Annotated in this window: 22 protein-coding genes and 1 tRNA gene; 15 read left to right on the top strand and 8 right to left on the bottom strand. The window is 56.0% G+C overall.

From position 1 onward, the window contains the following. Positions 1–5: 5 nt before the first annotated feature. Positions 6–818 carry an exodeoxyribonuclease III gene (gene xthA / locus SIC19_RS19275; protein ID WP_126812573.1) on the top strand — a complete coding sequence of 271 codons (813 nt, stop codon included), beginning with the start codon at positions 6–8 and terminating at the stop codon, positions 816–818. A 22-nt stretch (positions 819–840) separates the two neighbouring features. Further along, positions 841–1,470, top strand: coding sequence for a TetR/AcrR family transcriptional regulator (locus tag SIC19_RS19270; RefSeq protein ID WP_036207437.1), 630 nt, complete (start codon positions 841–843; stop codon positions 1,468–1,470). A gap of 22 nt (positions 1,471–1,492) precedes the next feature. On the opposite strand, the gene SIC19_RS19265 is transcribed toward SIC19_RS19270, so the two are convergent. Next, the gene (locus tag SIC19_RS19265) at positions 1,493–1,912 is read right to left on the bottom strand and encodes a phasin family protein (protein ID WP_036207441.1); all 420 of its coding nucleotides are present in this window, start codon (positions 1,910–1,912) and stop codon (positions 1,493–1,495) included. A 417-nt stretch (positions 1,913–2,329) separates the two neighbouring features. Here SIC19_RS19265 and SIC19_RS19260 point away from each other — a divergent pair, with 417 nt between their 5' ends. Genes SIC19_RS19260 through SIC19_RS19250 form a run of 3 tightly spaced genes read left to right on the top strand, consistent with a single transcriptional unit; the run spans position 2,330 to position 4,652 of the window. After that, entirely contained in the window at positions 2,330–2,761 is a 432-nt protein-coding gene (locus tag SIC19_RS19260) for a TIGR01244 family sulfur transferase (RefSeq protein WP_126812571.1), read from the top strand. 45 nt (positions 2,762–2,806) lie between these two features. After that, a complete protein-coding gene (hemH, locus tag SIC19_RS19255; RefSeq protein WP_036207446.1) occupies positions 2,807–3,916 on the top strand; it encodes a ferrochelatase in 1,110 nt (369 codons plus the stop codon). A gap of 1 nt (position 3,917) precedes the next feature. Next, positions 3,918–4,652 (top strand): 5-oxoprolinase subunit PxpA, encoded by a 735-nt coding sequence (locus SIC19_RS19250; protein WP_036207449.1) that lies wholly within the window; start codon positions 3,918–3,920, stop codon positions 4,650–4,652. Between the two features lie 57 nt (positions 4,653–4,709). On the opposite strand, the gene SIC19_RS19245 is transcribed toward SIC19_RS19250, so the two are convergent. Then, positions 4,710–4,800 (bottom strand) — tRNA-Ser (locus tag SIC19_RS19245). A 219-nt stretch (positions 4,801–5,019) separates the two neighbouring features. Between SIC19_RS19245 and SIC19_RS19240 the strand changes: the two genes are divergently transcribed. The 5 genes from SIC19_RS19240 (at position 5,020) to SIC19_RS19220 (ending at position 7,236) form a co-directional block, all read left to right on the top strand. After that, the gene (locus SIC19_RS19240; protein ID WP_007152095.1) at positions 5,020–5,715 is read left to right on the top strand and encodes a Bax inhibitor-1/YccA family protein; all 696 of its coding nucleotides are present in this window, start codon (positions 5,020–5,022) and stop codon (positions 5,713–5,715) included. A 115-nt stretch (positions 5,716–5,830) separates the two neighbouring features. Then, positions 5,831–6,247, top strand: a complete 417-nt coding sequence (gene tusD / locus SIC19_RS19235) for a sulfurtransferase complex subunit TusD (protein ID WP_075195783.1) — start codon at positions 5,831–5,833, stop codon at positions 6,245–6,247. Between the two features lie 7 nt (positions 6,248–6,254). Then, positions 6,255–6,605, top strand: a complete 351-nt coding sequence (locus SIC19_RS19230; RefSeq protein ID WP_036207456.1) for a DsrE family protein — start codon at positions 6,255–6,257, stop codon at positions 6,603–6,605. A 32-nt stretch (positions 6,606–6,637) separates the two neighbouring features. Then, positions 6,638–6,919 (top strand): sulfurtransferase complex subunit TusB, encoded by a 282-nt coding sequence (gene tusB, locus SIC19_RS19225; protein WP_075195784.1) that lies wholly within the window; start codon positions 6,638–6,640, stop codon positions 6,917–6,919. Further along, positions 6,919–7,236, top strand: coding sequence for a TusE/DsrC/DsvC family sulfur relay protein (locus tag SIC19_RS19220; RefSeq protein WP_036207462.1), 318 nt, complete (start codon positions 6,919–6,921; stop codon positions 7,234–7,236). The genes tusB and SIC19_RS19220 overlap by 1 nt, the downstream gene beginning before the upstream one ends. Here the strand turns inward: SIC19_RS19220 and SIC19_RS19215 are convergent. The 3 genes from SIC19_RS19215 to nfuA form a co-directional block, all read right to left on the bottom strand. Then, positions 7,231–7,560, bottom strand: a complete 330-nt coding sequence (locus SIC19_RS19215; RefSeq protein ID WP_075195785.1) for a hypothetical protein — start codon at positions 7,558–7,560, stop codon at positions 7,231–7,233. The two genes, SIC19_RS19220 and SIC19_RS19215, sit on opposite strands and share 6 nt — an antisense overlap. Before the next feature lie 48 nt (positions 7,561–7,608). Continuing rightward, complete coding sequence (locus SIC19_RS19210; protein ID WP_041336538.1) at positions 7,609–8,775, bottom strand: hypothetical protein; 1,167 nt, start codon at positions 8,773–8,775, stop codon at positions 7,609–7,611. A 314-nt stretch (positions 8,776–9,089) separates the two neighbouring features. Beyond that, positions 9,090–9,677, bottom strand: a complete 588-nt coding sequence (gene nfuA, locus SIC19_RS19205) for a Fe-S biogenesis protein NfuA (protein ID WP_007152088.1) — start codon at positions 9,675–9,677, stop codon at positions 9,090–9,092. Positions 9,678–9,862: 185 nt separating this feature from the next. Between nfuA and metH the strand changes: the two genes are divergently transcribed. The 4 genes from metH to SIC19_RS19185 all read left to right on the top strand — a co-directional run bounded on the left by metH (position 9,863) and on the right by SIC19_RS19185 (position 16,361). After that, positions 9,863–13,570 carry a methionine synthase gene (gene metH, locus SIC19_RS19200; RefSeq protein WP_127401360.1) on the top strand — a complete coding sequence of 1,236 codons (3,708 nt, stop codon included), beginning with the start codon at positions 9,863–9,865 and terminating at the stop codon, positions 13,568–13,570. Positions 13,571–13,614: 44 nt separating this feature from the next. After that, on the top strand, positions 13,615–13,881 hold the full coding sequence (locus tag SIC19_RS19195) for a DUF2970 domain-containing protein (RefSeq protein ID WP_036207475.1): 267 nt from the start codon (positions 13,615–13,617) through the stop codon (positions 13,879–13,881). 331 nt (positions 13,882–14,212) lie between these two features. After that, positions 14,213–15,865 carry a nitrite/sulfite reductase gene (locus tag SIC19_RS19190; protein WP_127401362.1) on the top strand — a complete coding sequence of 551 codons (1,653 nt, stop codon included), beginning with the start codon at positions 14,213–14,215 and terminating at the stop codon, positions 15,863–15,865. Then, the gene (locus SIC19_RS19185) at positions 15,858–16,361 is read left to right on the top strand and encodes a DUF934 domain-containing protein (protein ID WP_127401364.1); all 504 of its coding nucleotides are present in this window, start codon (positions 15,858–15,860) and stop codon (positions 16,359–16,361) included. The genes SIC19_RS19190 and SIC19_RS19185 overlap by 8 nt, the downstream gene beginning before the upstream one ends. A gap of 157 nt (positions 16,362–16,518) precedes the next feature. Here the strand turns inward: SIC19_RS19185 and SIC19_RS19180 are convergent, their stop codons facing one another. Both SIC19_RS19180 and sohB read right to left on the bottom strand, forming a co-directional pair. Beyond that, positions 16,519–17,517: a YhdH/YhfP family quinone oxidoreductase gene (locus SIC19_RS19180; RefSeq protein ID WP_127401366.1), complete on the bottom strand. Its 999-nt coding sequence runs from the start codon at positions 17,515–17,517 to the stop codon at positions 16,519–16,521. Positions 17,518–17,541: 24 nt separating this feature from the next. Then, positions 17,542–18,606 (bottom strand): protease SohB, encoded by a 1,065-nt coding sequence (gene sohB / locus SIC19_RS19175; RefSeq protein WP_036207487.1) that lies wholly within the window; start codon positions 18,604–18,606, stop codon positions 17,542–17,544. 231 nt (positions 18,607–18,837) lie between these two features. Here sohB and SIC19_RS19170 point away from each other — a divergent pair, with 231 nt between their 5' ends. Beyond that, on the top strand, positions 18,838–19,152 hold the full coding sequence (locus SIC19_RS19170; protein ID WP_007154761.1) for an SCP2 sterol-binding domain-containing protein: 315 nt from the start codon (positions 18,838–18,840) through the stop codon (positions 19,150–19,152). A gap of 86 nt (positions 19,153–19,238) precedes the next feature. On the opposite strand, the gene SIC19_RS19165 is transcribed toward SIC19_RS19170, so the two are convergent. Then, positions 19,239–20,945: a chemotaxis protein gene (locus tag SIC19_RS19165; RefSeq protein ID WP_127401368.1), complete on the bottom strand. Its 1,707-nt coding sequence runs from the start codon at positions 20,943–20,945 to the stop codon at positions 19,239–19,241. Between the last annotated feature and the right edge of the window lie 209 nt (positions 20,946–21,154).

The following is a 21,154-nucleotide window of genomic DNA, read 5'->3' as shown; positions in this document are numbered from 1 at the left end:
CGCCGATGATGTTTGTCTCATTCAACGTCAACAGTATCCGCACGCGGCTGCACCAGCTTGAGGCCGTGATTGATAGCCTGAACCCGGATTTTATCGGCCTGCAGGAAACCAAGGTGACCGACGAGGAGTTCCCGGAGGACGCCATTCGCGAACTCGGCTACCACGTTCACTTCCATGGCCAGAAGACTCATTACGGCGTTGCGCTTCTTTCCCGCCAGGCGCCGGACAGCGTCCAGAAAGGCTACCCGTGGGACGGAGAGGACTCCCAACGCAGGCTGATTACCGGCCACTTCACGGTCAATGGCCGCAAACTTACGGTGATCAACGGTTATTTTCCCCAGGGCGAGAGCCGAGACCACCCGATAAAGTTTCCCGCCAAGGAAAAATTCTACGCGGACCTGATGCGCTACCTGGACGACCTGAAAGCCGCCAACGGTGAGATTGTGGTAATGGGCGATATGAATATCTCGCCTACTGACCAGGACATCGGCATCGGTGCCGACAACGCCAAGCGCTGGCTGAGAACCGGCAAATGCAGCTTTCTTCCGGAAGAGCGTGAATGGCTGGGACAGGTCGAAAGTCGTGGTTTCACGGACGTGTTTCGACACCTGCACCCCGAGGAATCTGACACCTTCAGCTGGTTTGATTACCGCAGCAAGGGCTTTGACAGAGACCCACGCCGCGGCCTGAGGATCGACCTGATCATGGCCAGTGACCCGCTTCTACCCAAGGCGGAAGAAGCAGGCGTCAGCTACGATATTCGCGCCATGGAGCGGCCTTCGGACCATTGTCCGGTGTGGGCTCGTTTCTCGCTTTGAACCCACCTCGCCGGGCCGCGACATGAAAAAAATGAAAACCCGCGACCGTATACTTGAGGCCAGCCTGATGCTGTTCAACAGCATCGGCGAGCCCAACGTAACCACCCTGTTGATTTCGGACGAACTGGAGATCAGCCCCGGCAACCTCTATTACCACTTCAAGAGCAAGGGCGATATTGTCGGGGAACTGTTTGCCAGCTATGAACACGAAATGCACGACCTGCTGGCGGTTCCGGAAGACGCGACCATCAGCCTGGACCAGCAGAGTTTTTTCCTGCATCTGTTGTTCGAAACCGTCGCCCGCTACCGATTCCTGTATCAGGATCTGGTGAACGTCCTGTCCCGATACGAGCAGCTTCAAACCCGCTTCCGGCGCATTCTGAAAAAGAAAACCCATGGTTTCAGGGTCATCTGCGAGAGCTTTCGCCGCCAGGGCGTCATGGAGATTACCGATGGGGAGCTGGATGCACTCTGCGACCAGTTGACGCTCACCGCCTGCTATTGGAGCAGCTTCGACAGCCTGTCGCATCTGGATGACCGCGACTCCATGGACCCGGGCCGCGGTGTTTACCAGATGATGCACTTGCTATTGCCCTACCTGGGCCCGGATGAAAAAGAACAAATTTACCTGATGAGCCGGGATTACCTCTGACATCAACGGCCGGAAGCGAGCATCATTCCTCTTCGGAGCGGTCCTCGGTCTGCTCCCTGAGGCGTTGGAGTTCCGCTTCCAGGGCCTGAATCCGGCGTTCCATGGCTTCGATTTCGTCCCTACGGTGAATACCCAATCGACGCAACGCGCCGGACACGCGCTCATCAAACATGTTCTCGAGGCGGTCCCAGGTGCCAGTGGCCTTTTCCCGCACATCGTCCACACGGTCTTCCACTGTGCGTACGTGCTTTTCAACCACGCCGCGGGTCTTACTCTCCAACTGCTCGCCTTCCTGAACCAGACGCTCAAAGAAGCGACCAGCGTCCTCCTCGGCCTTGGTGTAGGCACCGAGCCCGGCCAGCCAGATCTGCCGCGCAGACCCTTTTATTTTACCCGCCAGCTGCTCGTCGTTTTCCGGCGTGTTTTCGTTTTCGTCAGACATGCAAAACCTCGGAGGCGTTGGACTCTCAATGGCTCATTATTGTATTACAGCGGGCACTGAATTTCAGTCAACAGGCCAATATCTCTGCGTCAGGGCTGAAACCAAATCGCCTGAAAGGCCCACAGCGAGCGGCTTTAGTATAAGCACACTTTCAATATGAAAAAATGTGATCAAACGAATCGCTCACTGGCTTGAAGTGTTCAAAATATGGTCAATACTTCACTGTACCGGTGTCCCTGCTGATGCCGGTTTGTCTGGAAGTCTTTCATGGATACTACTCGCACGCCTCTGCCCGGCCACCAGTGCCGGGCTTTTTTTATCTCCTGGATTAAAACTTCCCATGGCCCGGGCTCTGACAGCGGCTATGTCCTGTGGCATTATGCTGAGGCATTTATGTGACCGGCAAAAGGATCGCTTATGGACATCAGACGTATCGACGACACGATTTCAGTCTCGCCCCAGCTCACTGTGGAGGACGTTAGCGAAGCTGCAAAACTCGGCTTCAAAACACTCGTTGCCAATCGCCCCGATGCCGAAGAGCCCGGCCAGCCGGACATGGCCGACATAGAGGCCGCAGCTCGCGCAAACGGGATGGAGTGGGTGTATCTGCCGGTCGAGTCCGGGAATATCTTTGACAACGACGTTGACCGCTTTGATGCAATGATCCGTCAGGCAGACAAGCCCGTACTTGCTTTCTGCCGCTCCGGAACCCGCTGCACCGTGCTCTGGGCACTGAGTTCGGCACGCACCGAGCCGGCCCACGACATTGTCAACAAGGCCCGTAAAGCTGGTTACGATGTTGGCGGGCTGGCGCCGCGGATGGCCCAGCAGGCAGGGAAACGCTCCTGAGCCACTTTCTGAACGGACACCCATCATTCTCCAGGATCCAGAACCATGCCGTACAAGGGTACCGCCGATTTTCGCCATGACCATCCCGAAAAAACCGGAGTACTGATCACCAATCTGGGAACACCGGATGCCCCAACCACCTCTGCCCTGCGCCGTTATCTGGGGGAATTCCTCTGGGATCCCAGGGTGGTTGAAGTGCCGCGCCCGATCTGGTGGCTGATACTCCATGGCATTATCCTGCGACTGCGTCCCAGCCGGTCAGCCAAAGCCTATGCTGGCGTGTGGCAACCGGAAGGATCGCCGTTGTTGATTCACACCGCCAGGCAAGCCGAAGCGATTCGCAAACAACTGCAGGCGAAACACGGCAATAACCTCCTGGTGGGATTTGCCATGCGATATGGCAACCCGGGAATCCCGAAGGTGCTTGATGAAATGCAGGCCCAGGGGGTTCGCCGGTTGCTGGTACTGCCCCTGTACCCGCAGTATTCCGCCTCGACCTCCGCCTCGACGTTCGATGCCATTGCCCATAATTTTACCCGTCGGCGCTGGCTGCCCGATCTGAGGTTTGTGTCCCACTACCCGGACTACCCACCTTACATTGAGGCTATGGCCAGCCATATCCAGGCGCACTGGGACAAGCATGGGCGCAACCAGAAACTGATCCTCTCCTATCACGGAGTTCCCCTGAAGTACCTTGAGCGCGGCGACCCGTACCACTGTGAGTGCCACAAGACGTCCCGCCTGCTGGCAGAACGGCTTGGCCTTGGAAAGGATGAATACCTGACCACCTTCCAGTCACGTTTTGGCCGGGAAGAGTGGCTGCAGCCCTATACTGACGAAACCCTTAAAGCACTGCCCCAAAAAGGCGTAACATCTATAGATGTGTTCTGCCCCGGTTTTTCGGCGGATTGCCTCGAAACCATCGAAGAGATTGACGAGGAAAACCGTGAATACTTCATGGAAGCCGGCGGCGAGGGTTTCAGCTATATCTCCGCCCTCAACGCCACACCGGGACATATCGATGCCCTGACGCAGCTGATTGAGGAAAACCTGCAGGGCTGGCAGGTGCCGCGCAATGAACCCGAAGAACTGGCAGAGAGGGTCAGGCTCGCGGAGGAACAGAGACAGGCCCAGTACCCGGGCCGGGAGCTGTGAGATGAAACTGAATTGTGACTTGGGGGAAAGCTACGGTGCCTGGCGTATGGGCCAGGACGATCAGGTGATGCCCCTTATCGATATGGCCAACGTTGCCTGCGGCTTTCACGCCGGGGACCCTTCGGTCATGCAGAAAACCGTGGCTCTGGCAGCGAAGCACGGAGTAGAGATCGGTGCCCATCCCTCCTATCACGACCTCGCCGGTTTTGGCCGCCGCTCCATCAGCCACAGCCCCGAGGAAATTCACGCTCTGATCCTCTACCAGCTTGGCGCGCTACAGGGACTATGTCGGGCCGAGGGCCTGACACTGTCTTACGTAAAACCCCACGGTGCCCTGAACAACGACATGATGCGGGACATGAGCACCCTGGAAGCCGTTATGACCGCGGTTAGAAGCTATCAGCAGGATCTGCCGCTGATGCTCCCGGTGACGGTCAAACACGAACAACACCGCAAACTGGCGGACTATGTTGGTCTCCCCATCCTGCTGGAAGCCTTTGCCGACCGCGCCTACGACGATGAGGGCCAGTTGGTATCCCGTCGCCTTCCAGGGGCGGTACATCAGTCTGCAGACAAGATTGTCAATCAGGCGGTATCGTTCGCTAAAAACGGTGGAGTCTACAGTTCATCCGGTAACTGGCTGACACTGCCGGCCGACAGCCTGTGCGTACACGGTGACAATGAGGCAGCGCTGAGTGGCATTCGGGCGATTCGCAAAGCATTGGCCACGAATTAGAAGCACTAACGAAACAGTTTGAAAGGATACGGGAAATATCAGGGAAGGAAGAGAAAGTGGCGGTGGGCCAGGGATTCGAACCCCGGGAAGGCTACTAACCTTCGGCGGTTTTCAAGACCGCTGCATTCAGCCGCTCTGCCAGCCCACCGTTTTCTCCACAGCCGTCATTGCGACAGCGGGGAGCATGATACCGGAATTCCGTTTCCTGTCAACGCCCTGGCCACATCGTCTTCCTTCCGATTCAACATTAACTCTATTTAATGGAATCCGCGAGGCCGTTTTCTGTCGTAAATGATTGAAAGTTGTGTATCTGGCATTATGATGAGTGTTAGATTCAAACGGTTGTGACACACAGACGGAGAAGACAATGGAAGACAGACGATTTGGCGTCCAGCAAAACCAGGGAGCCTATTCGACCACAGAAAAAGGTCGGGCGACGGGTATCAGCGCAGATGCCATGAACGTGCTGCGCAATACCTACATGCTGCTGGGAATGACTCTGGCATTCTCCGCACTGACTGCGTTCCTGAACATGAACGGCACGCATCCCGGCTTCCTGATCACGATCGTAGGCTACATCGGCCTTCTGTTCGCGACCTACAAGCTGAAGAACAGCCCCTGGGGTATCGTAACCACGTTCGCCCTTACCGGCTTCATGGGCTTCACCCTCGGCCCGATCATCGGCCAGATGGTGGCAGCGGGCGCTTCCCAGATCGTCGCGAATGCCCTGGCTCTGACAGCGACCGCGTTTGTGGGTCTGTCGGCAACGGCCATTATCACCAAGAAGGACTTCAGCTTCCTGTCCAGCTTCCTGACAGCGGGCGCCTTCGTGCTGATCGGCGCGATGCTGCTGGCGTTCTTCATGCAGAGCTCCATCCTGCACCTGGCGGTGTCTGCTGGTTTCACCATCTTCGCTTCCATCATGATCCTGTTTGAAACCAGCCGGATCATCAACGGCGGAGAGCGCAACTACATCATCGCTACTGTTGGCCTGTATGTGGCCATCTACAACCTGTTCGTCAGCCTGCTTCACCTGATGATGGCGTTCAGCGGCGACGACTGATCGCCTTGGCATCATCCAGATGACAGGCAACTGCCAGAGAACCCCGACCTCGGTCGGGGTTTTTTCATTCATGAGGTAAACTGTACTCTGAACTCCAACAGGCAAACAGGCACATATGAGTCCGCACACACCCTGCTCCTTTACCCTGGTCATTACCGGAGCGCCCTACTCCTCCCAGGCGCCACAAACAGCGCTCGCCTTCGCCAGGGCAGTACTGGCAAGCGGCCATCGAATTGACCGGGTATTCCTCTACGGTGATGGCGTTCATCTGGCGTCGGCACTGACCAGCCCACCCTCGGACGAGGTGCACTGGTCGCGGGCGTGGCATGATTTCCTGGAAAGCCACAACATAGCCGGCTTTGCCTGTATTGCGTCGGCGCTTCGGCGGGGCATTGTGGACCAGAGCGAACAGCAGCGCTACGAACTGCCCGCCAGCAATCTTGCCGCACCATTCACCATTGCCGGTTTGGGCGAGTGGGTTGACAGCGTGGCGCATTCTGATCGCGTTATCTATTTTCACAGTGGGGGTTGAGCCAGGCATGGAGACGTTGGTGATCATTAGCCGCGCGCCGTATTGCGACTGGACGGGCCGTGAGTCGCTGGACATGGCCTTTTCCCTGGCCGCGTTCGACCAGCCGGTGACGTTGCTGTTCACCGGAGAGGGCGTTAACTGGCTTCGCAAGGCCCAGCAAGCAGACGCCGTGCAGCAGAAATCGGTGGAGAAGAACCTGTCAGCCGCGCCCATTTTTGGCGTTTCCGCCCTGATGGCTGATCACAAGGCCTGTAAGCGGTACGGCCTCAACGAAGAGAATATGATGCCGGGCATTACCACGACAGATCTGTGTGCCGAACTGCTCGAACACTATGCCCACGTGGTCAACCTGAGCTGAGCAGGCAACCCAAACACCCGGAGAGCGCATTGATGGCAACCATCCATACCCTGCACATCGTCAACAAACGGCCGGATCACCCGGCGTTTGTAGCGTGCCTGTCGAGCATCACAGACCAGGATGGCCTGTTGCTGACGGAATCAGGTGTGCTTGCCCTGGCGGACCGTGAAGCAACGCTGAAGGGTACCGTTTATGCGTTGACCCCTGACCTGCAGGCCAGGGCCATCGCCGTCGATGGACTTGACGTACAATCGATTGATTTTGACACAATGGTGGCCCTGACCACCGAGGCAACCAGAGTGATCAGCTGGTAATGACGATTCCAACGAGAAACAACGAAGGGTTCCTGGAAGACGCCTGGACGTGGTCACCTGACGTGGCCCGTGACATTGCGGCGGACGACAATATTGAGTTAACCGATAATCACTGGGAAATCATCGAATTCCTGAGGGAATTTTACAAACAACATGAAATATCACCACCTTCAAACAGGCTGTTTGTAAAAGCGGTCAGGGAGGCGTTTAACGAAGAGAAAGGCAACAGCATTTACCTGATGCAGCTCTTTCCCGGTACACCGGCCAAAACAGCCTGCCGCATAGCAGGTCTGCCAAGGCCGACGAATTGTCTATGAATCGTTTCGGGGCTTTCGACCGGGGTCAGATACCTCTCCCAGAAAGCTACTGAGGCCGTTTTCGAACAGCCCCGAACCGAACCGGAGGAACTGGCGGGTAGATTCTTTCACCGTACTCTCCGGCAGCTCCCGAAGAGTTTCTTCCACGCCTTCCCGTACACCCTGCCTGACTCTGGGCTCTATCTCCCGCGACGCGTCGATAAGCTCCGCCACCTTGCGATCAAGATGTGGTCGCACAATGCCGAACCAGAAGCCTGCCAGCACTGAAAGTACGACGCATCCTGTTACCAGGGCCTGTATCGCGACTGCCCATCCAAATTCCATACTGCCCTCCTGGTCAGCTCATTACGCAGGGAACCGTGTCCCAGGCGCCTAGTTCAATACGTTGCTCATGATCAAAAACTGAAGCGCACCCGCCAGGGAACCCAATATTCCCCCAACCAGCATGAGCTGAATCTCTTCCTCTCGAAATGCCGGCCGCAGGATATCCTGAAACTCAGCCGGCGCCAGCGACTTCATCTGCCCGGCCAGCACCCCGGCCACCACCGGTGCCCTCTCTCGGTTGAATGCCGGGTCCCCGAAGACATCACGGGTGGCCAGCACCGCCTTATGGTTCATGGCTTTTTTAAGTTCCGTGTACCCGGTCATACCAACAGTAACCTGGGCGCCGAGCTTCATGACCATCGAGTTGTCCAGCAGTGGCCTCAGATGCTTCTGGATGATCGCCCGCGTGCGATCCCCACGGTTACCGTTGATCATGGCGTCAGCCACTTTCTCAACGGTGATCAGTTCCTCCGCCACCAACCTTGCCCATACGTCGCTGATCTCCGGCTGACGCTGCAGGAACAGACCCTGCAAACGCCAAAACAGGAAGCGCCGGGGTTTGAGCGGGCGAAAAATCAGGTTGATGGCAATCCAGTTGGTCAGGAACCCCACTGCAAAGCCGCCAACCGGCAACAGCCATGGTTCGGGGTAGCGCACCCAGGCGGGGGCCAACAAGGCACCCAGCAGGCCGCCAATGATCGCCCCTCGATTGATAACCGACCGTAGCTCGACTGAGCCCGCTTCCATGAAAATCCGGTTCATCAGGTCCGGATGGGTTTTCAGCTCCCGGCTCAGCAAAGCCTTCAGGTCAACGAGATCATTGAGGTCATCCCCGAAATCCTCCACCAGGGACTCTATCCTCGACGGGAGCTGTTCCCGCCCCCACCGATAGATGCGATTCTTCATGAACAGCGGGAGGTTGTCCCAGAGCACCGGTTGGATGTCATACATCACTTCGTCAATGTATTCGTCCATGCGGGGATTCACCTGGGAAATCACCTGTTCAACAATTCGTTGTGGTTCCAGCTGCTGGTAGACGGCGTTCAGATCACCAAACTGCTGCAGGGTGCGGTCAATACAGATGTGGGCCATTTTCTCGGCCTTGCGGGGAATCACTCCCTGCCAGCCAATAACGCCAATACCCACAAACTGGATGGGGTTGAATGACATCTGGATCGCCAGCCAATTGGTAAACCAGCCGACAATAGCTGCCATGAGTGGCACAGAGAAAAGTGCTACATCAACCAAGACAAACCCCAGTGTGTGATTGGCGGGCACGGTGATGAGGACGCGCCGTAATTTTGTATGACGGGTATCTTACCCATCGTTCGATTCAGATTATGTGACGGATAATGAGGTAAATCGAATTATCCAACATTGGCCGTTCCGCCACAGCAACGACGATAGCGCGGCACTCATGGCACTCACAAACCTGATACTGACAAACCGCGACTGACAAACACCCGCACCAAAAACAAAAAAGCCGGCATCGGCCGGCTTCATGTCATACTTTTAGAACATGCCTTATCTTACTGATAGTAAGCATTTTCTGTGTAGGTATGATCGGTAACGTCGCGAACGGCCGTTATCTCAGGAACACGCTCTTTCAACGTCGATTCAACACCCTGCTTCAGTGTGAGACTCACCGCACTGCAACCCTGGCAACCCCCGCCAAATCGCAGAACGGCAATGGATTCCTCGGCTACTTCCACCAGGGACACTTCGCCACCATGAGCCGCGAGGTTGGGATTGATTTCCGACGCCAGGATATACTGGATACGATCTGGCAAGGGCGCGTTCTCATCAACGTTGGGCACCTTGGCGTTAGGCGCTTTAATGGTCAGCTGCCCGCCCATCTGGTCCTTGGAGTAGTCCACAAAGGCTTCTTCCAGGAACGGCACCGAATTGTGATCAAGAAACAGCGTGAACTTGCCCAGATCAACCTGCTCGTCCGTCGGTACAATTTCGTTCGGCGGGCAGTAGGCAAGGCAGGTCTCGGCGTTCTTGGTGCCGGGCTGGGTTACAAAAATACGGACACCCATGCCCTCCACATCCTGTTTTTCGATAAGTTGTGCAAGGTAATCCCGAGCGGGATCTGTCACCGTAACCAATGCCATAGTTGCAACCCGTTTGAAAGTGTTCCTTTATTTTAAGTGAGATCGCTGCAACATGAAAGACCAAGTAAAATAGTCAGACTTTAATCGGTCCATTGATCAACATCATGAGGCCGTGGGACGACAACCGCCATTTTTGCTATGATCGCGCGCCATTGAGACAAAAACGACTTCCGGAAGTAATTGATATGACCGACCACAACGCTCGCCTGGACCGCCTGGAACAGCTTGGCAACGCCCTGAAAGAACGCATCATCGTCCTTGATGGCGGCATGGGCACCATGATCCAGAACCTGAAACTGGACGAGGCAGCGTTCCGTGGCGACCGGTTTGCCGATTATGACCGTGAGGTTCAGGGCAATAATGACCTTTTGAACCTGACCCAGCCCGCCCTGCTCCGCAATATACACGCGGACTATCTTGACGCCGGCGCTGACATTATTGAAACCAACACCTTCAACTCCACCCAGCTGTCGCAGGCCGACTATGGTCTCGAATCGATTGCGAAGGAATTGAATATTGAAGCGGCAAAACTGGCGCGCCAAATCGCGGACGAATTCACCGCCCGCAACCCGGAGAAGCCGCGTTTCGTGGCCGGTGCGGTTGGCCCGACATCCCGCACTGCATCCATTTCACCGGATGTTAACAACCCTGGATATCGCAACGTCGATTTCCAGACCCTGGTCGACAATTATTACGAAGCGGTGGAAGGCCTTGTTCAAGGCGGCTCTGACCTTATCCTGATCGAAACCATTTTCGATACACTGAACGCCAAGGCTGCGATCTACGCCACCCAGCAGTACTTCATCGACAGTGGTATTGAGTTGCCAATCATGATTTCCGGCACTATTACCGACGCTTCAGGCCGCACCCTGTCTGGCCAGACCACCGAGGCATTCTGGAATTCCGTATCTCACGCCAGGCCTGTTTCAGTCGGTCTGAACTGCGCCCTCGGTGCCGACGCCCTGCGCCCCTACGTGGAAGAGCTCGCCAATAAATCGACGACCTACGTCAGCGCCCACCCCAATGCCGGGCTGCCGAACGAATTCGGCGAGTATGACCAGACGCCGGAAGAAATGGCGGAGATTATTGAAGGCTTTGCCCGTGACGGGTTTCTGAACATCATCGGTGGTTGCTGTGGCTCACGCCCGGACCATATCGAAGCCATCGCGGAAGCGGTTTCCAAATACCCGCCACGAAAGATACCAGAGCAGAAACCCGCGCTGAGGCTGTCCGGCCTTGAACCGTTTACGGGTGACGAGAACACCCTGTTCATCAACGTGGGTGAGCGCACAAACGTGACGGGCTCCAAGCGATTCCTGCGGCTGATCAAAGAGGAGCAGTACGAAGAGACCCTCAGCGTCGCCCGCGACCAGGTAGAAAACGGTGCCCAGATCATCGACATCAACATGGATGAGGGCATGCTGGATTCGAAGGACGTCATGGTGACGTTCCTCAATCTGGTCGCCTCGGAACCCGACATCTCCCGCGTTCCGATCATGATTGATTCCTCCAAATGGGAGGTCATCGAAGCCGGCCTGCGCTGCATACAGGGCAAGGCAGTGGTGAACTCCATCAGCCTGAAGGAAGGCGAGGAGGAGTTCCTCAAGCGTGCCCGTGACTGCATGCGCTACGGCGCCGCCGTCGTGGTCATGGCCTTCGATGAGGACGGCCAGGCGGATACCTTTGAACGTAAAACGGAGATCTGCAAGCGCTCCTACGATCTCCTCGTCGGTATCGGCTTCACCGCCGGCGATATCATTTTCGACCCCAATATCTTCGCCATCGCCACTGGTATCGAGGAGCACAACAATTACGCGGTGGATTTCATCAACGCCAGCCGCTGGATTCGCGACAACCTGCCCCATGCGTCCATCTCCGGCGGTGTCAGCAACGTGTCGTTCTCGTTCCGCGGTAACGATGCCGTGCGTGAAGCCATCCACTCGGTGTTCCTGTACCACGCCATCAAGGCCGGCATGAACATGGGCATCGTCAACCCCGGCCAGCTCGTGATCTACGACGAGATCGATCCGGAACTGAAAGAGTTGGTTGAGGACGTGGTGCTCAATCGCCGTGACGACGGCACCGACCGCTTGCTGGAAATTGCCGAGCGCTATCGCAGCAAGGGCGGCAAGACCCAGGAAGAAGACTTGGCCTGGCGCGAGTGGCCGGTTGAGAAACGGGTGGAGCATGCCCTGGTCAAGGGTATAACCAACTACATCATTGAAGACACCGAAGCCTGCCGGCAGCGCGCCGCCCGCCCGATCGAGGTTATTGAAGGCCCGCTGATGGACGGCATGAACGTGGTTGGCGACCTGTTTGGCGACGGCAAGATGTTCCTGCCCCAGGTGGTCAAAAGCGCCCGCGTTATGAAGCAGGCAGTGGCCCATCTGATTCCCTATATCGAGGCCGAGAAATCCGGCAATCAGCAAGCCAAGGGCAAAATCCTGATGGCGACGGTCAAAGGGGACGTACACGATATCGGCAAGAACATCGTGGGTGTGGTGTTGCAGTGCAACAACTATGAGGTCATCGACCTCGGCGTGATGGTGCCCTGCGACAAGATCCTTGACGTGGCAAAGAAGGAAAACGTCGACATTATCGGCCTCAGTGGCCTGATCACGCCGTCGCTGGATGAAATGGTCCACGTTGCCAAGGAAATGCAGCGGCTGGACTTCAACATCCCGCTGATGATCGGTGGTGCCACCACCTCCAAGGCTCACACTGCGGTAAAGATCGAACCCCAGTACAAAAACGACATCGCTCTGTATGTATCCGATGCCTCGCGCTGCGTGAACGTGGCCTCCCAGCTACTGAGCAAGACCGCCAAACCCGCATTGGTGGACGGTGCACGCACGGAGTACGACGAAATTCGGGAACGCCGTAAAAACCGCGGGGAACGTACCAAACTGGTCTCATTGAAGGAGGCCCGCGCCCGTGCCCCGGAAATCCAGTTCGACGACTACCAGCCGCCGAAGCCAGCCTTCACCGGTGTACGGTCCTTTGAAACCTATGATCTGAAGCAACTGGTGGACTACATCGACTGGACGCCCTTCTTTATCTCCTGGGATATGTCCGGCAAGTACCCCGCCATTTTCGATGATCCAAAGCGCGGTGAAGCCGCCAGAACGCTGTTTGAGGACGGTCAAAAAATCCTTCAGCAGATGATCGACGAGAAACGCGTTTCCGCCAAGGCGGCGATCGGCTTCTGGCCTGCCAACCGTCGCGGCGACGATATTGTGCTCTACACCGACGAAACCCGGGAAAAGGAACTCACCACCCTGCACCATCTGCGCCAGCAGGATGACAAGGCACCGGGCAAGCCAATGATGACGTTGTCGGATTTTGTAGCGCCGGAAGGTGACGGCCCCGTGGATTACGTGGGCGGCTTTGCTGTAACCACTGGCATCGGCGCGGAAGAGTTTTCACTGGAATTCAAGGATCGCAACGACGATTACAACGCCATCATGGTCAAGGCCCTGGCGGACCGTCTTGCGGAAGCCTTTGCCGAGCACCTGCACGAACGGGTACGGAAGGAATTCTGGGGTTATGCCGAAGACGAGGCACTCAGAAATGACGACCTGATCCGTGAACGGTACCGGGGCATCCGGCCAGCGCCCGGCTATCCCGCCTGCCCGGACCACACGGAGAAGGCCACCCTGTTCGACCTGCTCGACGCACCGGCAAACGCTGGACTGGAACTGACCGAGCACTTTGCCATGTTCCCGACTGCGGCGGTTTCCGGATGGTATTTCTCCCATCCCGAATCAAAGTATTTTGCGGTGGGTAAGATTGGCGTGGATCAGGTTGAAGACTACGCAACACGAAAGGGAATATCCAAGGCCGAAGCAGAGCGATGGCTGGCGCCCAGCCTTGCGTACGACCCGGCGGAATAATCACCGCCGGTGTCCCCGCCTTCACACACCAGCGGAAGCCAAGCATGACGGATAAACACGAAAACGAGCAATCACCCGACAAGCCTGCCGAGCCTGCCAAATCGGCAAAGAAAGCGAAGGCAGGACCGGGGGTTCTCAAGGTGATGCAGAGCATCCTTGCCGGCGCACTCGGCGTTCAGTCCGACAAGCGCCGTGAGGAGGATTTCTCAAGCCACAGTCCCTGGCCGTACATCATCGCCGGCATCCTGTTTACGGTCGGCTTCGTTGTTACCCTCGTGGTGGTCGTCAAGCTGGTGCTTGCCGGCCAGTAGCGATTACTGCCCGGATACCCAGACTACGGCGAAGGCAACGACCAGCATTACCAGTAAAACGGCGGCAACGGCGTCGGCCTGACTGTCGGTTCTCGCGGTCTTCTTCATACTCTTTCCTCGCTATGTCGTTATTATCTGTTTTGTCGCACACGCCTCTTTAAATCTAGGCGGGAAATTGTAATCAGTCCAGCAATATCTGGCTTTCTATATCACCTTAGTCGATAAACATATTTGGAAATAATCATTTTAAGAATAATGACACGGTGATATTCTCCCACGCAAGAAATGGCACTAAAGCCGTATTTCCAGCGTTTCAGCAGGACGTTCCACTATGTATGTTTATGACGAACACGACCGGCAGATGGCTGCCGAGCGCGTTGCACAATTCCGTGACCAGACCGAGAGAGCATTGGCTGGCGAGCTGAGCGAAGACGAGTTTCTTCCACTGCGACTTCAGAACGGATTGTATGTACAGCGTCTTGCCCCGATGTTGCGCATCGCGGTTCCGTACGGAATGCTCCGTTCTACCCAGCTTCGCCGCCTGGCACGCATAACCCGTGACTATGACAAAGGTTATGCGCACTTTACAACCCGCCAGAACGTTCAGCTCAACTGGCCGGAAATCGAAGACGTACCGGATATCCTGGCCGAGTTGGCGGAAGTGGAAATGCACGCCAACCAGACCAGCGGCAACTGCATTCGCAACACCACCACGGATCAGTTTTCCGGTGTGCAGGCTGACGAGATCACCGACCCGCGCCCTTACTGCGAAATCATCCGCCAGTGGTCTACCTTCCACCCGGAATTCGCTTTTCTGCCGCGCAAATTCAAAGTGGCCGTCAACGCCTCCGAACATACCGACCGCGCTGCTATCCAGGTGCATGATATCGGCCTGCAGATGGTGCGCAATGATCAGGGTGAACTCGGCTTCCGTGTTCACGTGGGCGGCGGTCTTGGACGTACGCCGATGGTAGGCCCGGTTATCCGTGACTTCCTGCCGGAGCAGGACCTGCTCACATATCTTGAAGCCGTGCTGCGTGTTTACAACCGTTACGGTCGCCGGGACAACAAATTCAAGGCCCGCATCAAGATTCTGGTGAAGGCCCTGACGCCCGAAGGCTTTGCGGCGAAGGTGGAAGACGAATGGTCCCACATCAAGGACTCTCCCACTCGCCTGACCCAGGAAGCCATTGAGCAGTTCAAAGGGTATTTCACTGAGCCGGACTACCAGCAGGTTCCGGATGTGAAGGACGCTTTGGCAACCCAACGATTCGAGAACCGCGAGTTTGATCAGTGGATCAGCCACAACGTGGATACCCACAAGAACCCTGGCTACGCCATTGTGACACTGACCATGAAGAAAACCGGCACGCCGCCGGGCGATGTCAGTGATCGCCAACTTGAACAGATTGCCGACCTGGCGGACCAGTACAGCTTTGGTGAAGTACGGGTGACTCATCAGCAGAACGTAGTTCTGGCGGATGTCCGGAAAGACCAACTGTTTGAGCTGTGGCAAGCAATCACACCGATGGACTTTGCCACGGCGAACCTGAATACGCTGACCGATGTTATCTGCTGCCCCGGTGGCGATTACTGCGCCTTGGCGAATGCGAAGTCTATTCCCGTGGCGGAGTCCATTCAGCGCCAGTTCGATGATATGGACTACCTGTACGACATCGGCAACATTGATTTGAACATTTCCGGCTGCATGAACGCCTGTGGCCACCACCATGTGGGCAACATTGGCGTCCTTGGCGTCGACAAGAAGGGTCAGGAGTTCTACCAGATCAGCCTGGGCGGCTCCTCCCATCACGATGCCGCGATTGGCAAGATTCTCGGGCCCTCTTTTGCCCGGGAAGATATGCCGGAAGTGATGCAGAAAATCATTAATGTGTACGTCGATAACCGGACCGAGGAAGAGCCTTTCCTGGATACTTATCGCCGTATTGGCATCGAGCCATTCAAGGAGCGGGTTTATGCCTGATGTGATCACCAGTGACGGAAGTATCCGTCAGGACGATTGGGTTGTTGTGCCAAGGCCAGCAGACGGCGAGTCTCTGGATGTTCCGGAGCAACCTGCCCTGATTCCCGCAGACCTTTGGTTAGCGGGCAAAGAACACTTTGAAGGTCGTGATGATATTGGTGTGTGGCTCGACAGCCATGACGAGCCGGAGACTCTGGCTGGCGTGGTGAACGAGCTGCCAGTTATCGCAGTGAACTTTCCCAAGTTCAGCGATGGCCGCGGTTACAGTATCGCGCGGCTGCTTCGGGAGCGCCTGAGCTACCGGAACGAACTTCGTGCGGTCGGTGATGTGCTTCTTGATCAGCTGCAGTTTATGAAGCGGTGCGGTTTTGACACGTACGTACTGCGCGCCGACAAGGATATCAACAAGGCAGCTCGTTGCCTGAACTTCTTTACCCAGGGGTATCAGGCGGCGACGGATACGGACGAGCCGTTGTTTCGTCGTCGGGCTTCCTGACCTGAGGCATTCGCTTCAGGAGTACGAAAAGAAGGGGCTTACTTTCCAAAACACGCTCCTTGCGGCACATCCATGTGACGCTTGGGCTCCGCCATCCCTGGCTCCGCACAGTTTTGGAAAGTAAGCCCCTTCTCTTCTATATCAACCTCGTAGTTGCCTACTTGGAGTGATCCAGAACGATTTTCCCTGATGACTCCCCTTTCAGAAACGCCTTCAAGGCTCCATCGAGTTCACCACGCCCGATATCGCGGGCAGACGCTTCTGTTTTCCTGCACGCCCAGTCACCGGCAAATTTGTCCCAGACTGACTGTTTGTCCGACAGCGGAATTTCAACCGAATCCACGCCCAGCAGGTTGTTGCCCCGCAGGATAAACGGCAGAACGGTGGTTTCCAGTTGTGGCCCGGCGACCAGACCGCAGCAGGAAACGGACCCGCCTGGGTGGATCTGCTTCAGCAATTCCGCCAGTGGACCACCGCCAACGGTATCCACGGCGTTGGCATAGGCGGGTTTCAGCATTGGCTTCTTTTCGGCTGCCAGAGCTTCGCGCCCCAGCACTTCCGTGGCACCAAGGTTTTTGAGTGCGTCGGCATGATCTTGTTTGCCACTGATAGCCACGACTTCGAAGCCGAGGCTTGCAAGCAGCTCAACCGCTACGCTGCCGACAGCGCCACTGGCACCACTGACGGCGACTTTGCCCTGCTCTGGCCTGGCACCCATGGTCAATAGCTTTTGTACACACAGACCCGCCGTAAGGCCGGCCGTGCCGTATATCATGGCGGTGCGGGCGCTCCAGCCCTTGGGCATTGCCACACACCACTCGGCCGGTACCCGGATGTATTCGCCGAAGCCGCCGTCGGTGTTCATGCCCAGGTCGTAGCCGGTTACCAGTACCTGGTCGCCGGCTGAAAAGGAGCCAGAGGAGGCTTCTACGACTTCCCCGGCAGCATCGATGCCAGGAGTGTGGGGGAAGTTACGTGTAACGCCCTTATTACCGGAGGCCGACAAGGCATCCTTGTAGTTCAGGGACGAATGACTGACTTTGATCAGGACGTCGTTTTCGGGCAGATCGGATACGTGCAGCGTCTGCTCAGAGCCCTCGTATTCGCCGTCCTGCTCCTGAACGCGCCATGCCTTGAACTCGGTGTCGTTTGTCATGACTCTGTTCCCGTTACTGTAGGTTTACTGGATTTTCTGGTTGCGGAATGCGCCCAGTACCCGCCATACGGTGTGTTCAAGTGCCGCGCTGGTGGCCAGGCCAAGCTTTTCCGGCAACGTGCGTTTGCGCTGGAAACCTACCGAGATTACGTCTGCACTGTCACAGGCCTCAATGAGATATTCGTCGGAGGTCTTGATCTCGTCCACCAGTTTGACCTCCAGCGCGCGGCGGCCAAACCAGATATCGCCGTTTGCAACGGCGGCAATATCCAGTTCCGGACGGCGTTCACCCACGTACTCTTTGAACAACACGTGGGTATCCTCAAGGTCTTCAAGGAATTTGGTTCTGCCTTTATCCGTGTTCTCGCCGAATACGGTCATGGTGCGCTTGTGCTCACCAGCGGTCAGAATTTCGAAGTCGACGTCGTTTTTCTTGAGGAAACGATGGAAGTTGGGCAGTTGGGCAACAACACCAATTGACCCGAGAATCGCAAATGGCGACGCGACAATCCGGTCAGCCACGCACGCCATCATGTAACCGCCGCTTGCGGCGACTTTATCGACGCAGGCCGTAAGCCGGATACCCTTGGCGCGAATACGGTCTAACTGGGCAGCCGCGAGTCCGTAAGAGTGAACCAGGCCGCCGCCACTTTCGAGACGTATCACCACTTCATCGGTTTCGGGCTCCGCAACGCTGAGCACCGCTGTGATCGAGCGGCGCAAAGAGTCCGTATCGCTGGCTTTGATATCACCGTCAAAGTCCAGCACGTACACCTTGGGACGGGGTTTTTCCTCAGCATCACCGGATTTGCGCTTGGCCTTCTCGGCTTTCTGTTTGGCCTTGTCTTCTTTTTTACGGGCTTTTTCAAAAGCCTTGCGCTCTGAATCGCTGCGCAGTTTGGCCTGAAGTGACTCCCTCAGCTTGCGGTATTTCTCGTTGAGTTTGCGAACCCGCAGCTCACCGTCACTCCCCTGATCGTCCTTGTCTTTATGGGCAGCGGATAAAACCACTGAGACAATGACCAGAAGCGCCACCACGAGGGTGACCGTTTTCGCAATAAACAAACCGAACTCTGTCAGAAATTCCAAGTTGCTTCTCCAGGATTATTCTTGAGCGCTCGATTGTAACCGAGGTGCCCTGAGGTACAAGCCATAGAACCAATAACAAATTAAAACAAGCGTTCGATCGAGCTTGACACCAGTAATGTCTAACCCTAAAGTCGAATGGCTACGTCGGCTCACCCGGGCTTCCACGCAGGCGAAAGGCCAGGAACCAGAAGCCGTCAATACGCCACGACAACCATCAATAAGGGTAAAATAATGTCTGTAGCTCAGATATTCGAGAAACTCGAACAAAATTTTAACGCGGACGCAGCTGAAGGCCTGGATCTGGTATTCCAGTTCGACATCGAGGACGACAAGACCTATCACCTGGTTATCAAGGATGGCACCTGCAAGATGGCTGAAGGCGCCCATGACGATCCTTCCGTCACCCTGATCATGAACTCCGAAACCCTGCAGGGCATCGTTTCCGGCGAAACCGATGGCATGCAAGCCTTTATGGCCGGTCAGCTGCGCGCTGAAGGCGACATGATGCTGGCAACCAAGCTGGGCGAGCTGTTCAACATGGGCTGATCGATAGGCTGATCGCTCTTTGAACGCCATAAAAAAACCTGCCCAAACGGCAGGTTTTTTTATGGCCATTGAATAACGCAACAGGACTAAAGCCCCACGTCCTCCAATGAGGATTCCGCCAGCTTCAACAGGTCAGCATTTCGATCTTCGCGCCTGCCTACACTCTCTATATAGTACTCAAGGGACGTTAGTGCGTCCGCCAGTGCTTCCAACACCTGAGCCTGAGGCGCTTCCCTGGCATCCAGCAATCGTTCCTGAATGGACGCCGCCACACGCTCCAACACCGAAGCCGCGCCGGGATCGTCCAGCATGTGCAGACCACCCCAGATACTGTGCAACGTAGCAGGCAGGTTGGCGAGGTGGAGCTTGTCGTAGTCGGACTCGATGAACGCCGTTATGGCACGTTTTGCGAGGGTTAGCGCACTTTTCGCTTCGTCGGCCACCACGTAGGTGGCTTCCTGAAGGTAAAGAGATTCTTCACGGGTACGCTGCCCACCAGCAAGAGCGTCGGTTTCCGAGGTGATGCCACGAACCACGATTTGCATCACCGCGTCCTCGATACCCAATACGGAATCGGCCAGCTTGTAGAGCTCATCGTCCGCTGGCAGGCGATTCTCTTCCTCCCAGGTCCGCAACTTCACGGCCTCACCCCGGGCCATGGTTCCCAGCTGGTTGAGATCCAGCATCACCAGTGTATTGGCAAGGCGCTCAAGCGCATCTGCAATGGAGGACAACTCCGCCAGGTCCGGCTCGATGCCGCGCTCAACAATGTCCAGCTTGTCCTTTAGCTGATTCAGTTCGTCCTGCAACGCCGTCGACAACGATTTGAGAACATCGGTGCCCGGGCCATAAAGACGACGGGCATGGGCATCAAGCATGGAGTCCGGGAATTCCGCGGGCGTCAGTCGATAAGCTGACAACACGGAGGTTACCTCGGGATTTGCCGATCCACTTCTATAGAGCAGGTACACCAGATCACGAATGAGAGAATCCGGCGCATCCTTGGCCGTGGCCACCTTGCCGACGTATACGACTTCACGGGAATATTTCTCGATACGCATGAACATGCGCTTGCGGGCTTTGCTGAACCCCATGACCCGATCAAGCATGGTATCCGCCACAATGGCAACCAGACACCACATCTGCCCCATGGGCTGCCCCTGGCAAAGCCGAGCAAATCCACGCGCCGCCCGGCCAAACAACTTTTTACTCACCACATCGTTCTTTTCACGAAGCACACCCAACAGCGCTACCTGGAACGTCAAACGCATACGGCGGGCCAGTATCTCGTATTCCGCTTCGTTACCGTCAAACGCCTGAAGAGAAAGCCCCGAGCAGAAGTCCGGCCGCTCCTTGACGTCAACATCGAAGAAACAGGATTCCGGGTAGGGTTTTTCCTTGCGGGCTTCGCGCAGATCATTGATAACCGGCAGCAGCAGCTCCGGATGGTCCGCACGTTGCTGATGATAGTATTCAACATAACGGCGCAAAATGAACAATGCGCTGTTGAGAGTCGTCAGGAGGATATTCTTGTCATCGTTGGCGCCAACGGGAACATCATTGGCCATACTGACGGCTTCCTGGCACAACAGAGTGCCGGCACGCAGTTCGACAAGAATGAAAATACCGCGGAGCTGATTCAGAAAATCCACACAGTTCTGCAGATCCTCACCGCTTTCACGGTTTTCCTGAAAGCGTTCAAGGCTGGACTCTGCCTGTCTGATGGTCTGCTCAATCTCACTTTTGACCAGATCAAATGACTGTGATTTCGTCGCCAGAGACGATTGAACCATAAACGCTTCCTGTAAATTATGCGGAAACTACCGCGTCCTGTTCTTGGAATGTGATCTTTTCGGTTGTTTGAAGAATCACTTTATGAGCCAGATTTACCCTTCCCGGCTAAAATAAAAAGTTCGCGAAAACTCGCGAACTTATCATTACTTATAACACAAAACTCAAGTAGCTCAAGAAAGCAGGAATGTAACAAAACGTACAGCGCGAC

This window comes from Marinobacter sp. MIT930201 (genome assembly GCF_047122665.1).
Lineage (GTDB): Bacteria > Pseudomonadota > Gammaproteobacteria > Pseudomonadales > Oleiphilaceae > Marinobacter > Marinobacter salarius.
The sequence above is the reverse complement of the archived record's forward strand: the minus strand, read 5'-3'. Positions and strand labels throughout refer to the sequence as shown.

What these genes read in the sequence shown, in the direction of transcription:
- SIC19_RS19210 (WP_041336538.1), bottom strand. Translation starts at nt 8,775, where the DNA reads ATGGCAGCTATTGTCGGCTGGTTTACCAATTGGCTGGCGATCCAGATG.
- SIC19_RS19215 (WP_075195785.1), bottom strand. Translation starts at nt 7,560, where the DNA reads ATGGAATTTGGATGGGCAGTCGCGATACAGGCCCTGGTAACAGGATGC.
- hemH (WP_036207446.1), top strand. Translation starts at nt 2,807, where the DNA reads ATGCCGTACAAGGGTACCGCCGATTTTCGCCATGACCATCCCGAAAAA.
- SIC19_RS19180 (WP_127401366.1), bottom strand. Translation starts at nt 17,517, where the DNA reads ATGACAAACGACACCGAGTTCAAGGCATGGCGCGTTCAGGAGCAGGAC.
- metH (WP_127401360.1), top strand. Translation starts at nt 9,863, where the DNA reads ATGACCGACCACAACGCTCGCCTGGACCGCCTGGAACAGCTTGGCAAC.
- SIC19_RS19260 (WP_126812571.1), top strand. Translation starts at nt 2,330, where the DNA reads ATGGACATCAGACGTATCGACGACACGATTTCAGTCTCGCCCCAGCTC.
- xthA (WP_126812573.1), top strand. Translation starts at nt 6, where the DNA reads ATGATGTTTGTCTCATTCAACGTCAACAGTATCCGCACGCGGCTGCAC.
- SIC19_RS19220 (WP_036207462.1), top strand. Translation starts at nt 6,919, where the DNA reads ATGACGATTCCAACGAGAAACAACGAAGGGTTCCTGGAAGACGCCTGG.
- SIC19_RS19190 (WP_127401362.1), top strand. Translation starts at nt 14,213, where the DNA reads ATGTATGTTTATGACGAACACGACCGGCAGATGGCTGCCGAGCGCGTT.
- SIC19_RS19265 (WP_036207441.1), bottom strand. Translation starts at nt 1,912, where the DNA reads ATGTCTGACGAAAACGAAAACACGCCGGAAAACGACGAGCAGCTGGCG.
- SIC19_RS19230 (WP_036207456.1), top strand. Translation starts at nt 6,255, where the DNA reads ATGGAGACGTTGGTGATCATTAGCCGCGCGCCGTATTGCGACTGGACG.
- SIC19_RS19165 (WP_127401368.1), bottom strand. Translation starts at nt 20,945, where the DNA reads ATGGTTCAATCGTCTCTGGCGACGAAATCACAGTCATTTGATCTGGTC.
- nfuA (WP_007152088.1), bottom strand. Translation starts at nt 9,677, where the DNA reads ATGGCATTGGTTACGGTGACAGATCCCGCTCGGGATTACCTTGCACAA.
- tusD (WP_075195783.1), top strand. Translation starts at nt 5,831, where the DNA reads ATGAGTCCGCACACACCCTGCTCCTTTACCCTGGTCATTACCGGAGCG.
- SIC19_RS19170 (WP_007154761.1), top strand. Translation starts at nt 18,838, where the DNA reads ATGTCTGTAGCTCAGATATTCGAGAAACTCGAACAAAATTTTAACGCG.
- SIC19_RS19195 (WP_036207475.1), top strand. Translation starts at nt 13,615, where the DNA reads ATGACGGATAAACACGAAAACGAGCAATCACCCGACAAGCCTGCCGAG.
- SIC19_RS19270 (WP_036207437.1), top strand. Translation starts at nt 841, where the DNA reads ATGAAAAAAATGAAAACCCGCGACCGTATACTTGAGGCCAGCCTGATG.
- tusB (WP_075195784.1), top strand. Translation starts at nt 6,638, where the DNA reads ATGGCAACCATCCATACCCTGCACATCGTCAACAAACGGCCGGATCAC.
- SIC19_RS19185 (WP_127401364.1), top strand. Translation starts at nt 15,858, where the DNA reads ATGCCTGATGTGATCACCAGTGACGGAAGTATCCGTCAGGACGATTGG.
- SIC19_RS19240 (WP_007152095.1), top strand. Translation starts at nt 5,020, where the DNA reads ATGGAAGACAGACGATTTGGCGTCCAGCAAAACCAGGGAGCCTATTCG.
- SIC19_RS19250 (WP_036207449.1), top strand. Translation starts at nt 3,918, where the DNA reads ATGAAACTGAATTGTGACTTGGGGGAAAGCTACGGTGCCTGGCGTATG.